Below are 12,620 nucleotides of genomic sequence, written 5' to 3' on the forward strand. Positions count from 1 at the left end.
ACAGGGGTCTCAACGGTAGAGAGTCAGGGCGATGGATCCGAACAGGCAGATAAACAGGCACAGGCGCAGCAGCGCCGGGTGCCAGAAGAAGCGGTAGCCGTCATGACTGGCGATAAACCGGTCCAGGCCCCAGGCAAGGCCGGCGGCGAACAGGAACATCAAGGTCATGGTCGGCATGTAGACGCCATGGAAAGCGATTTCACGAGGCATGGGGCAGTCCTTTGGCCGGGGCCAGTTCGGCCAGCGGCGACTGAGGGTCGAGCAGTGAAGTACGGATGAAATGCAAGTAGCTCTGCACCCGGCGCAGGGCCGAGGTGTCGAAGTGGCGGGCGAACGGCTCGTCGGTGGCCTGCACCCGGCTGATGGCATGGTCCACCGCCACCAGCGCACGCTCGTGGTTGCTCGCGCTCGGCTGCATGAACAGGCGCGCCAGGGCGCGGCCCATGACCCGGATGGCCTGGCGCCAGGGCTGCGATTCGGCGTAGCACGGGTGCACCGGCAAAATCGCCTGCTCCTTGCGCAGTTCGATGATCGCATGACCGACCTCAAGCACCACGAACATCCAGCGCAGCAACTTGCTCTGCACCCGCGGCTGGCCGACCGCCAGGCCATAGGCCTGGTGCAGCAGGTCGCGGGTGCGGCTTTCGAAGCTCGAACCCAAGCCGCGCAGGCGCCCGGTGATCGCATACAGCACCTGGGCACGCAAATCCTGCTCCAGGCGGCTCCACAACCAGCGGCTGTTGGGCGGCAGGATGATTGCCCCGGCAGCGGCGCAGACCAGCATACCGATGACCATGGCGATGTAGTCGTTGATGAAGTTGTAAGGGTTGTAGATGGTCAGGTTGTCCGGCACGGAACCGGTGGCAAAAAAGATCAGCAGGCCCAGCCCGTAACCGGCATAGGCCGGTCGCGAGGCGAGGAACGCGCCGAACACGAACACCGGCGCCAGCACCAGGCATAACAGCGGGAAACCGTCGATCCAGGGGAACACGAAGAAGGTTTCGAAGAAGCCGACAAAGGCGCCGAACAAGGTCCCGCAGGCCATCTGGAACGACATGCGCTTGGGGTTTGGCGTGGCCGCCGAGAGGCCGACGGTGGCCGCGGCGATCAGCGTCATCATCGCCCCGCTCGGCCAGGCGGTGAGTATCCAGAAGCTGCCCAGCACCAGCAGGATGAACGCGGCGCGCACACCGGCGGCCAGCGAGGCCATCCAGTTGGTCTGCGCCACATAGGGCTCATCCCACTGCTCGCGGGCATGGTTGTGCTCGGTCAGCGAAGCGTGGGTCTGGGCGTAGCTGTGCATGTCGTCGACGAAGCGGTACAGCAGTTCGTAGGCAGTGTGGAAGTCCAGCAGGTCGGCATCGCTCGGGCCGCTCTCGACATACGCTGCACGCAGGGTGCGCACGCGCTCCGGCAAGCCTTCCTTGTAGACCGCCAGCTGTTCGGCCAGGCGCGCCGCATCACCCTCGGTGAGACCACGACCGGCATAGGCGTCGAGCAGCTCGGCCAGGGCGGTGAGCCCCGGCTCGATGGCGGTGACGATCTGCAGCGGCCCACGCAAACGCAAGCGCTCCAGCAACTGGTGCAAGGCGTTGAAGCGCGTGGTGATGGCCATGAATTCGCTGTTCATCCGCCCCAGGCGCCCGTTGCGCCGGCGCATGTGCGGGTCTTCGAAGGCGGTGACACTGCGCAGGCTTTCCAGGCCCACGGCCTCGGCGATAAAGCGCACGTTGCTGCTTTCAAAGCGGTCGCGCTGGCTGTCGCCGCGCAGGCCCTCGGCAACGAAGCCGGCAAACACGCCGAAGCGTTGGTACAGGGCGTTGCGCATCGAGGCGCTGGCCGACTGCGGCAAAATCGCGGCGCTGACCAGGGTCGAAACCAGAATCCCCAGGGAGATTTCCAGCACCCGCCACACCGCGGCCATGAACGCGCCGTCGGGATGCTGCAGGGCCGGCAGGCCGACCATCGCCGCGGTGTAACCGGCGAGCACGAAGCCGTAGGCGCGGAAGGTGCGGTAGCGCATGGCGCCGGCCGAACACAGGCCGACCCAGATCGCCAGGCTCGGCAGGAACAGCTCGGTGTTCTGCGGAAACAAGGCGATCAGCGCGACCATCATCGACGAGCCGGCCAGGGTGCCCAGCAGCCGGTAGAAGCTCTTGGCGAACACATGGCCGCTCTGCGGTTGCATGACGATGAACACAGTGATCATCGCCGTGCGCGGCTGCGGCAACTCCAGGCGCATGGCCAGCCACAGGGTCAGGAAGGCGGCGCTGAGGACCTTGAAGATGTACACCCAGGTGACCCCGTCGGTGCGCACCCATTCAAAGAACCCGCGACGCCACTCCAGGGTGGCCAGCCAGCGAAACGGCAGGGTCAGTGCGCTCATTCGGCATGGCCCGGCTTGTCGAAGACTGCCAGGGTTACCGGGGTTTTCGGCGCCTGCTGACGGTCTTCGCCGGGCACATCGTTGCCCGCGCCCAGGCCGCCGCCCAGGGCCGTGACCAGTTCGGCATGGGCACTCAGGCGTGCGGCCTGGACCTGCTGCTGGATCTGCTGCTGGCGGAACAGCATCGTCTGCGCGTTGAGCACATTGAGGTAATCGGTCAGGCCGCGCTGGAAGGCGATCATGGCGATGTCGTAGGTCTTTTGCGCCGAGGCCACCGATTCGGCGGCAAAGTGTTGCTGCTCGTGCATCGACTCACGACGGATCAACTGATCGGAAACACCCTTGAGCGCCTCGACCACGGTCTGGTTGTAGCGCGCCACGGCGATATCATAACCAGCCGCGGCAACCCCCAGTTGCGAGCGCAAGCGACCGCCGTCGAACACCGGCAGGCTGATCGCCGGGCCGACGTTGTAGTTGAACTTGCGCCCGGTCAGAAACTCCAGCGGCCCGCCGCCGGTGGCCATGAAACCGAGGCCAGCAACCAGGTCGACGTTGGGGAAGAAGCCGGCATGGGCGACATCGATACCACGGGCCTGGGCTGCGACCTGCCAGCGGCTGGCGACCACGTCCGGGCGCTGGCCGACCAGTTCGGCGGGCAAGGCCGAGGGCAATTTCAGCGCAGTGCCCAGCGCCAGTCGTGGACGCTGCAGCTGCGCGCCCTCGCCTGGACCTTTACCGGCCAAGGCTGCCAGCTGGTTACGGGCCAGGGCGATTTCCTCATTGAGGGCATCGAGCTGGCGGTGGGTTTCCGGCAGTGGCGTCTGCGCCTGGCTGACTTCAAAGTGCGTGCCGATGCCACCGGCCAGACGCCGCTCGGCCAGGGCCAGGATCTGCTCCTGTTGCTCAAGCTCGGCCTTGACGATATCGCGCTGGGCAAAGTGCAGCGACAGCTGGATGTAGGCCTTGACGATGTTGTTCTGCAGCTCGAGCCGGGCCTGACGCGCCTGGGCCACGCTCATGTGGGCCATGTCCACGGCCTGCTCGCTGGCATTGCGCTCGCGGCCCCAGAGGTCCAGGGCGTAGCTCAAGCCAAGCGATGCATTGTTGTCCCAGGTGTTGGCCCCGGACAACGCGCCGGGGCCATAGAACTGGTCTTGCGGCCAGTTGTGGCGCTTGAGCGTCGACTGGCCGTTGACCTGCAGTTTTTCTGCCGACTCGACCACCCCGGCCATGGCCTTGGCTTCACGCACACGGGCGACGGCCATGGCCAGGGTCGGGCTGTCTTGCACGGCCAGGGCGATCCAGCGATCGAGTTGCGGGTCGCCGTAGGCCCGCCACCATTGCTGGTCGGGCCAATGGGCGTCGAGGGCGGCTTCACGGATCGCCGCGTCGGTGGTCAGGGTATTGGCTTGCAGCGTCTTGCTTTGCGGGGCAATGCCCCAGGTTCCGATACAGCCGCTCAAGGTCAAGCTAAAGGCACAGGCACTGAGCGCATTGAGCGCTCTGATGATGCGACGCGGCACAGCTGCGAATTCCCGACATAGAAGGTGGATGACGCTTGGAGACGCAATTCTAGGGGGCCGCCGCACTGGCGATAAGCGTGCATTACTGCGAATCTTTGTTACGAAAACAGTGATAATCCGGCTTTAGTCTGAAGACCGCCTCGGTTACTTCATGTCACAATTTGTCGTCTACTTTGAGAGCGACCCATGGACACCCTGCAAAACATGCGTGCTTTTAGTTGCGTCGCGCAAGTCGGCAGCTTCACTGCCGCGGCCGTGCAACTGGATACGACCACCGCCAACGTGTCGCGGGCGGTCTCCAATCTTGAAGCCCATCTGCAAACCCGCCTGCTCAACCGCACCACCCGGCGCATCGCCCTGACCGAGGCCGGCAAGCGTTACCTGATGCGCTGCGAACAGATCCTCACCTACGTCGAAGAAGCCGAAGCCGAGGCCAGCGACGCCCATGCGCGCCCGGCCGGGCAACTGAAGGTGCATTCGATGACCGGGGTCGGCCAGCACTTCGTCATCGATGCCATCGCCCGCTACCGCGAAACCCACCCGGACGTGACCTTCGACCTGACCATGGCCAACCGCGTGCCGGACCTGCTCGACGAAGGCTACGACGTGTCCATCGTGCTGGCCAGCGAGCTACCGGACTCGGGCTTTGTCTCCCAGCGCCTGGGCATCACCTACAGCATCGTCTGCGCCTCGCCCGACTACGTGAAACGCCACGGCATCGCCCACAAGCCCAGCGACCTGCTCAACCACGCCTGCCTGCGCATGGTCAGCCCGGTGATCCCGCTGGAGAAATGGCTGTTCGACGGCCCCGAAGGCCAGGAGGTGGTCAACATCACCCAGGCGCCGTTCCAGGTGAACTCCGCCGACGCGATGAAAACCGCGATCCGCAGTGGCATGGGCGTTGGTGTGCTGCCGATCTATTCGGCGATCGAGGGCCTGCGTGATGGCTCACTGGTGCGGGTGATGCCCGAGTACCGCCTGCAGGAGCTCAACCTGTACGCGATCTACCCGTCGCGCCAGTACCTGGATGCCAAGATCAAGACCTGGGTCGAGTACCTGCGCAATTCTCTGCCGGAAATTCTCGCCGCCCACGAAGCGGACCTGAAAACCCACGAACTGCGCATCGCCACCTGAAATCTTGCTGCACAGGGGTGGTGGAGAATGATAGCGTGCTACCCATTCTCCACCGCCCGCAGAGATTTCGCCGATGAAAAAGACCGTCCTTGCCTTCAGCCGCATCACCCCGGCGATGGTCGAACGCCTGCAGCAAGACTTCAACGTAATCGTGCCCAACCCCAAGCTCGGCGACATCAGTGCCCAGTTCAACGACGCCTTGCCCGAGGCGCATGGCCTGATCGGCGTCGGCCGCAAGCTCGGCCAGGCGCAACTGGCAAACGCCAGCAAGCTGGAAGTGGTCGCCAGCGTCTCGGTGGGCTACGACAACTATGACCTGGCCTACTTCAACCAGCGCGGCATCGCCCTGACCAACACCCCTGACGTGCTCACCGAGAGCACCGCCGACCTCGGCTTTGCCCTGCTGATCGGCGCGGCGCGGCGGGTGGCCGAGCTGGATGCCTGGACCAAGGCCGGGCAATGGCAGGCCACCGTGGGCCCGGCGCAGTTTGGCAGCGACGTGCATGGCAAGACCCTGGGTATCGTCGGCCTCGGCAATATCGGCGCGGCCATTGCCCGGCGTGGGCGCTTCGGTTTCAACATGCCGATCCTCTACAGCGGCAACAGCCGCAAGCCGGCCCTGGAACAGGAACTGGGCGCGCAATACCGCAGCCTCGATGAGCTGCTGGCTGAAGCTGACTTCGTCTGCCTGGTGGTGCCACTGGGGGCGCAGACCAAGCACCTGATCAGCACCCGTGAACTGCAGCTGATGAAGCCCAGTGCCTTCCTGATCAACGTGTCCCGTGGGCCGGTGGTGGATGAGGCGGCGCTGATCGAGGCCCTGCAGGCCGGCACCCTTCGCGGCGCCGGGCTGGATGTGTACGAGAAGGAACCACTGGCAGCCTCGCCGTTGTTCCAGCTGAAAAACGCCCTGACCTTGCCGCATGTAGGTTCGGCTACCGCTGAAACCCGCGAGGCCATGGCCAATCGCGCGATTGATAACCTGCGCAGCGCCTTGCTGGGTGAGCGGCCGCGGGATCTGGTCAATCCGCAGGTGTGGAAGTAGGCGGTACGAGTACCTAATCAACCACCCTTACCGTTATCAGTGGTGAAATCTGCGACGGCAGGCTGAGCACCGAGAGATCGAAAAACAGCACACCAGTGCCGCCCAGTGCGCTTTGCAAATAGCGCCTGGGCAGCACGAACTCGTGCCCGCGATAGTCTTCCCAACGCTCGATTGCATGCGAGTCCGAGTAGGTTTCCGGATCCCCTCCCGGTGGAAAACCAATCCAGCCTAGGAGCAAGGTTGCTCCTTGAGAGCCCTGCAAGCCTGGCAAGGAATAACCACTGAGCGTCAGCCCCTCCTCGCCCACTTGGGAAAGGCTGACAGTCCAGGCCGCATCTTTGAGAGTGGGCGGCGCGACCACCGGTTTATCGGACTTGCCCATCATCACTTCCATGACCGTTGCCTCGAACGCTGCGGATGTGTTGAGCGCAAGTTACGCCCTTGGAACGTCCCTGAAACCTGGCATTTTTATCAGGTACTGCGTCGGCCTCATCGCGGGTCAAGCCCGCTCCCACAGATTAATCCCAACTTGTGGGAGCGGGCTTGACCCGCGATTGCTACCTCAAGGCCACGACCGGCTCGACCACCTTGGGCCGGGGCTTGCGAAACACCAGCACGTTACCCAGCATCACCAGCACCAGGCCTGCCAACGCCGGCGCCGTCCATTGATACCCCTCGTAGAACGCCGAGACGTTCAACGCCACCAGCGGGAACAACACCGTGCAGTAAGCGGCCCGCTCCGGCCCCATGCGTCCGACCAGGGTCAGGTAGGCGGTAAAACCGATCACCGAGCCCGGGATCACCAGGTACAACAGTGAGCCGATGTAGCGCGTGTTCCATTCCATGGCAAACGCAATGCCGCTGACCAGGCAGTACAGCCCGAGCATGCTCGCGCCATAAAGCATGCCCCAGGCATTGGTGGTCAGCGGCCGCAGGCCGGCCTTTTGTTGCAGGCTGGAGAGCATGTTGCCGGCCGAAAAACACAGGGTGCCCAGCAGCGCCAGGCCCAGGCCGATAATGGTTTCGCGGCTGGCGGCATGCCCGGACAGCTCCGGCCAGAACAGCAGGCCCAGCCCGGCCAGGCCGAGGGCGCCACCGGCAAGCACATTGGCGGCAACCTTCTGGCCAAAGAATACCCGCGCATTCAGCGCGTTCCACAAGGTGGCGGTGGAGAACACCACGGCGATCAGGCCACTGGGAATCCACTGGCTGGCGGTCAGAAAGCACATGAAGTTGACGCAGAACAGGCACAGGCCCTGGGCCAGGCAGATCAGGTGGCCGCGGCGATTCATCGGTTGCAGGCGGCGGCTGAGCAGCAGGATGACAAACAGCACCAGCGCCGCCAGGGCAAAGCGGTAGACGATCGACACCGCAATGGCGACCTCCCCCAATTGCAGCTTCAGGGCAATCCAGGTGGTGCCCCAGATCAGCACAGTGAGCAGGTATAACGACAGGTTCATGGCGGCACTCCTCGATTCCAGGCCACCAGTGTGCAACTGCAACCCCAGCCGGCACTTGCACATTCTTGCGCTTTTGCACAGGCAACAGCTGTCAGCCCCGGCCTGGCGGAGTACGATGGCCCACAGAGGTAAGGACCATGACGCCGTTGGACCAGCTGCAAGTCTTCAAAGCCATGCACGACTCACCCCATGCCCGCCTGGAACACAGCGCGCACCTGGGGGACGGCCTGGCAGCAGCCCTGTGGAACAACCGTCACGACGCCCGCGACTACGAGGCCCCCAGCCATCACACCCTGTCGTGTTACATCGCCGACGGCACCGGCACCTTTCGCCGTGACCGCCCCGGCCACACCGGCGCACCCGACAAGCTGTGCATCATGCCGGCAGGATCGGCCTCGCATTGGGTGGTCAACGGCTCGATCCGCCTGGCACACCTGTACATCAGCCAGGAGCAATTCGCCCTCGGTTGCGTCAGCCTGCTGGACCGCGAACCCCGTGAACTGCAACTGCAGGAGGCGACCTTTCTCGACGACCCCGAGCAGGCCCGGCGCTTTCGCCAGCTGATCGCCCTGGACTGGGACGAACCGGGCGAGCGCCTGCTGACCAGCAGCCTGGCCCACGAGATTCTCGACCATGCCCTGCTCAGCCAGGTTGGCCTGCGCCAGGGCCTGCGTCTTAAAGGCGGGCTGGCCGCGCACCAGCGCCGGCAACTGCGCGAGTATGTCGAAGGCCACCTCGATCAACCCCTGAGCCTTGGCGAGCTGGCGGCGCTGTGCAACCTCTCCGAGTACCACTTCGCGCGGATGTTTCGCGAAAGCTTCGGCCTGCCGCCGCACCAGTACCTGCTGGCCCGGCGCCTGGCCAAGGCGCGACAACTGCTGCGCCATGGCCAACTGCCGCTGGGCGAAGTGGCCCTGCTGTGCGGCTTTGCCAGCGCCAGCCATTTCAGCAACCGCTTCCGCCAGGCCCTGGGCGCGACGCCCGGTGCTTACCGGGCCGCCTTCAGCGCTTAGAACTCGAGGGTGCTGGACAGGCTGACCTGACGCGCATCGCCCACCGAGACAAAGTAACGGTTCACCGCCGAGCTGTAATAGGTGCGGTCGAACAGGTTCTTGACGTTCAACTGCAAGCGCACCTTGTGCTCGTCCAGGCGGGTTTCGTAGCTGGCGAAGGCATCGGCGACGGTGTAGCCCGGCAGCTCGAAATCATTCTCGGCGTTACCCGCCCGCTCACCGACATAGCGCGCACCGGCGCCCAGGCGCAGGCGATCGCCGCCGAACAGGCTGCCCGCGTCATACACCGCCGACAGCGAACCGCTGTGGCGCGCTACGTTCTGCAGGCGATTGCCTTCGAGCGTGGGGTCCTGGGTGACGTCGGCATCGGTGAAGGCATAGTTGCCGATCAGGCTCCAGCGCTCGCTCAACTGCCCGCTCAGGTCCAGCTCGACGCCCCGTGAGCGCACCTCGCCCGCATTGCTGTAGAGGGTGTCGCCGGTTGCCGAGTCGAAGTTGGCCACCAGCACGTTGCGCTTGCGGATGTCGAACAGCGCCAGGGTGCCGGTCAGCGCCCCCGGCACGTCGAGCTTGGCACCCAGTTCCCAGGATTTGCCCTGTTCAGGTTCCACGCCCGAGTCCAGCACCAGGCCGCCGCTCAGTGGGGCGACGCTGGAATTGGGCTTGAACGATTCGGTGTAGCTGCCATAGAACGACAGCTGCTCGTCGACCTTGTACACCAGGCCCAGCCGCGGCACCCAGGCCTGGCCATTGCTGTTGGTGTTGGCCTTGAACGGCCGCCCGCGCCCGGCGAGCTGGTCGTACATCTGGTAGCGCGCGCCGGCGACCAGGATCCAGTGCTCATCGAGGTGGATCGAATCCTGGAAGAACAGCGAGTCGCTGCGCAGCTTGTCGGTCTGCGCGCTGTCGCTGTCACGCACGCTGGTGCCTTCGACTTCGCGGCCATACACCGGGTTCAGGTAACTGAAGGTGCTCAGGCTGCTCTGGCGGATCAGGTCGGCGCGGTAGACCTTGCGGTATTCGTTATCCAGGCCGAACAGCAGGTCGTGCTGCATCCCCGCCAGTTGCACCGTGCCCTCAAGGCTCAAGGTGGCGAAACGGTCGCTGCTGAGTGCGCCGTGGGTGCCGTCCATGCTGCGGGTCAGGGTGCCGCGCGAGGCGTTGACGCCGGTCACCCGCACCTGGCTGGCGTCGTAGGTTTCACGGTTGTAACTGAAGCCAAAGTGGGCTTTCCAGTCATCCGCAAGCTGATGATCGACCTCCAGCCGATAGAGGTCCGAGCGCCCTTGCATGTCATTGAACGGCTCGTCCAGGCGCCGGGTGCTGGGGATATCCAGCGGGTGGTTGGTGCGCGGGTCGATGGCGGTGCCACGGTCGAACGGATAGAGAAACTCGCGGTGCTCGTAGGCCAGCAGCACCTGGGTGTCTTCGCCGTACCAGGCCAGCGATGGCGCCACCAGCGATTCGCGGTGGGTGCCGAAGTTGCGCCAGTAGTCTTCATCTTCATGGTCGAGCACCAGGCGGTAGGCGAAGTTGCTCTCGCCCAGCGCGCCGGTGCTGTCCAGGCCGCCGCCGCTGCCGTTCTTGCCGCTGCCATAAGTAGAGCCGCGCAGGTTCAGGGCGTTGTAGCGTTGCAGTTGCGGCCGCTTGCTGACCACGTTGATCACCCCGCCCGGGTCCTGGATACCGTACAACAATGAGGCCGGGCCCTTGAGCACTTCGACCCGCTCAGTGGTGGCATTGAGGCTGCGACCCTGCACGATAGGCATGCCATCGCGCATGATCGAGCCGTCGCGGTTGTCGCCAAAGCCGCGCTTCATCACCGTGTCCTGGGTGCCGCCGAAGTTGTTGCCCTGGGTCACGCCGCTGACATTGGCCAGGGCATCGTCGAGGTTGCGCGGGGCCTGGTCCTTGAGCACCTGGGCCGGTACCACGTTAATGGCCTGGGGCGTCTGCATGAGCGATGCCTGGCTGCGCATCACCGAGCTGCTTTGCGGCGGCTGATAGCTGTAGTCGGCATCGGCCTGCGAGTTCACCGTGGTCGCCTCGAGCTTGAGCGCAGTGCCGGCATCGAGCGGTTCGAGGGTCAGGGTGCGGACATCGACGCGGCGAACGGCGAAGCCGGAATTGCCTAGCAGTTGCTGCAAAGCCTGCTCGGCGCTGAGGCTGGCGTTGAGGGCCGGAGCATTGATCGATGGCAGGTCGGCGGTGTAGATCACACTTTGCCCGGTCAGCCGGCTGAAGTCATTGAGCGCCTGCACCAGCGGCTTGCTCGCTTGGGAAAAGCTGTAGACCTGCTGCGCGGCGGCGACACCCAAGGGCAATGCGCTACCCGCAGCCAGCGCCGCGACACTGAGCCAACGTGAAAAGCGACGCGCTGGCGAGGGTGTGAACTTCATGACCGATGACCTGTGAAGGAGTGATGTTTATGCGAATGAATCGCACTTTCACTCACTACACGGTTGTCGCACGAGGTTACCTCAGCACTTTCTAAAAATATTTTTCAGCGGATCAGCGTGACCCGCTCCAGCAGGGTATTGCGCTTGAAGCCGAGCACCGCACCGAGCGAATCCAGCGCCGCCAGTGGCTGGCTGGCCGGGAAGCTGGCGCTGACCTTGCGTTTGCCCAGCTCGCTGTCGAGCAGGATGATGCGCCCCGGGTAGTAGCGGGCCAAGTCGTCGATCACCGTGCTCAGCGGCACCTGGTAGTAATTGAGCCAGCCCTGGCGCCAGGCCAGGCGTGATTCGCTGTCCACCGCTTCGACGGCGCTGGCGGTGCCGTCGCGATAGGCGACCTGCTGGCCGCCGCTCAGCTGTTGCTGCAAACGCCCGGGGGCCGCCGTCACCGCGACCCGGCCATCGAGCACGGTGACCCGGGCCCCGCCGCTGTGCTTGCGGACCTCGAACCGGGTACCGAGCACCTGGGTCTGGCCGTTTGCCGCGTCGACCACAAAGGGCTCACCGGTATGCGTGACATGAAAGAACGCCGCGCCCCGGCGGATCGTCACCTGTCGCACCCCGTGCGTGAAATCCACCGATACCGCACTGCCGGCATCCAGGGTCATGTGCGAATTGTCGGCCAGCACCACCTCCTCAACCTGCCCCGCGGCTGTAACGTAATCCGCCTGCAGGTCGTCCAGCCAGTACCCCGGATGCCAGCCTGCCGCCGTTCCCAGCGCCAGCACCAGGCAGGCGGCTGCAGCGCAGCTGGCAACACGGCGCCAGGTGCGCCCCGGCGCCGGTTGCTGCATGGCGCGCAGGTAACCTTGCAGGGCCTGGTCCTCTTCGGCGGCCAGCAGGCTGGCCGGTGCTTCGCTCAGGCGCCACAACGCCTGGGCCTGGGCATAGGCCCGGGCATGCGCCGGGTTGGCCAGCAGCCAGCGCTTGAACTCGGCACGCTCGGCCAATTGCGGCTGTTCGTTGATCCGGCTCAGCCAGCCCAGTGCGGCCTGTTCGTGCTCGGCGGTGATCTCGGTCATGGTGCTTTCCCTGGCTTGCGCGGGCTGGCTGACGGCAGCGCAACACTTGCCTTGCACGCCTCCAGAGCGCGCATCATGTGTTTTTCCACGGCGCTCTGGGACAGGCCCATGGCCTTGGCGATCTCGGCGTACTTGCACCCGTGGATGCGGTTGAGCAGAAAGATCTGCCGGGTACGCTCGGGCAGCTCCCGCAGCGCCGCTTCAATGCGCTGCAAGTCGCTGTTTGCCTCCAGGGCCGCTTGCGGTTCACTGACATGATCGTCGGCGACTTCCAACTGCAGGCTGTCGGTGACCCGCTCTCGCGCGCCTTCGCTGCGCAGGTGATCAATGGCGATGTTGCCGGCACAGCGCAGCAGATAGGTATCGAGTGCCTCGACCTTGACCTGCGGGCGCCGCCAGAAGCGCAAAAACAACTCCTGGATCAGGTCCGAAGCCGTGGCCCGGCAACCGATACGGCGGCTGACCAGAGCTTCCATCTGCGCCCGCTGGGCAAGGAACACCTGCACAAAGCGCGCGCGACCGCTCGCCCCGTCGGCGTCACATGCACCGTCGGCGGGCAGATCGAGCGGCTCGTTCACCAC

Annotated in this window: 11 protein-coding genes; 3 read left to right on the forward strand and 8 right to left on the reverse strand. The window is 64.8% G+C overall.

What is annotated here, in order from left to right; translation table 11 throughout:
- Positions 1 to 9 precede the first annotated feature (9 nt).
- From KHO53_RS06045 to KHO53_RS06055, 3 genes are read right to left on the reverse strand one after another with little or no spacing between them, the layout of a single operon-like run.
- Entirely contained in the window at positions 10 to 210 is a 201-nt protein-coding gene (locus tag KHO53_RS06045; protein ID WP_010220679.1) for a DUF1656 domain-containing protein, read from the reverse strand.
- Positions 200 to 2,386 (reverse strand): FUSC family protein, encoded by a 2,187-nt coding sequence (locus tag KHO53_RS06050; RefSeq protein WP_213570090.1) that lies wholly within the window; start codon positions 2,384 to 2,386, stop codon positions 200 to 202. The genes KHO53_RS06045 and KHO53_RS06050 overlap by 11 nt, the downstream gene beginning before the upstream one ends.
- Positions 2,383 to 3,909 carry an efflux transporter outer membrane subunit gene (locus KHO53_RS06055; RefSeq protein ID WP_213570091.1) on the reverse strand — a complete coding sequence of 509 codons (1,527 nt, stop codon included), beginning with the start codon at positions 3,907 to 3,909 and terminating at the stop codon, positions 2,383 to 2,385. Before KHO53_RS06055 ends, KHO53_RS06050 begins: the two co-directional genes overlap by 4 nt.
- Positions 3,910 to 4,095: 186 nt before the next feature.
- On the opposite strand from KHO53_RS06055, the gene KHO53_RS06060 reads away from it, so the two are divergent.
- Together KHO53_RS06060 and KHO53_RS06065 are read left to right on the forward strand one after the other, a co-directional pair.
- A complete protein-coding gene (locus tag KHO53_RS06060; protein WP_010220676.1) occupies positions 4,096 to 5,043 on the forward strand; it encodes a LysR family transcriptional regulator in 948 nt (315 codons plus the stop codon).
- Positions 5,044 to 5,116: 73 nt separating this feature from the next.
- A complete protein-coding gene (locus KHO53_RS06065) occupies positions 5,117 to 6,088 on the forward strand; it encodes a 2-hydroxyacid dehydrogenase (RefSeq protein ID WP_010220675.1) in 972 nt (323 codons plus the stop codon).
- Between the two features lie 13 nt (positions 6,089 to 6,101).
- Here KHO53_RS06065 and KHO53_RS06070 read toward each other — a convergent pair whose 3' ends face one another.
- Both KHO53_RS06070 and KHO53_RS06075 read right to left on the reverse strand, forming a co-directional pair.
- Positions 6,102 to 6,482, reverse strand: a complete 381-nt coding sequence (locus KHO53_RS06070) for a hypothetical protein (RefSeq protein ID WP_010220674.1) — start codon at positions 6,480 to 6,482, stop codon at positions 6,102 to 6,104.
- Positions 6,483 to 6,645: 163 nt separating this feature from the next.
- The gene (locus KHO53_RS06075) at positions 6,646 to 7,548 is read right to left on the reverse strand and encodes a DMT family transporter (protein ID WP_036996843.1); all 903 of its coding nucleotides are present in this window, start codon (positions 7,546 to 7,548) and stop codon (positions 6,646 to 6,648) included.
- Between the two features lie 137 nt (positions 7,549 to 7,685).
- Here KHO53_RS06075 and KHO53_RS06080 point away from each other — a divergent pair, with 137 nt between their 5' ends.
- Positions 7,686 to 8,561, forward strand: a complete 876-nt coding sequence (locus KHO53_RS06080; protein ID WP_213570092.1) for an AraC family transcriptional regulator — start codon at positions 7,686 to 7,688, stop codon at positions 8,559 to 8,561.
- Here the strand turns inward: KHO53_RS06080 and KHO53_RS06085 are convergent.
- The 3 genes from KHO53_RS06085 to KHO53_RS06095 form a co-directional block, all read right to left on the reverse strand.
- Complete coding sequence (locus KHO53_RS06085) at positions 8,558 to 10,960, reverse strand: TonB-dependent siderophore receptor (RefSeq protein WP_213570093.1); 2,403 nt, start codon at positions 10,958 to 10,960, stop codon at positions 8,558 to 8,560. The two genes, KHO53_RS06080 and KHO53_RS06085, sit on opposite strands and share 4 nt — an antisense overlap.
- A gap of 104 nt (positions 10,961 to 11,064) precedes the next feature.
- A complete protein-coding gene (locus tag KHO53_RS06090; protein WP_010220670.1) occupies positions 11,065 to 12,039 on the reverse strand; it encodes a FecR family protein in 975 nt (324 codons plus the stop codon).
- Positions 12,036 to 12,620: an RNA polymerase sigma factor gene (locus KHO53_RS06095; RefSeq protein WP_010220669.1), complete on the reverse strand. Its 585-nt coding sequence runs from the start codon at positions 12,618 to 12,620 to the stop codon at positions 12,036 to 12,038. Before KHO53_RS06095 ends, KHO53_RS06090 begins: the two co-directional genes overlap by 4 nt.

The sequence above is a fragment of the Pseudomonas sp. RC2C2 genome (genome assembly GCF_018390435.1).
In the GTDB taxonomy this organism is placed as follows: domain Bacteria; phylum Pseudomonadota; class Gammaproteobacteria; order Pseudomonadales; family Pseudomonadaceae; genus Aquipseudomonas; species Aquipseudomonas donghuensis.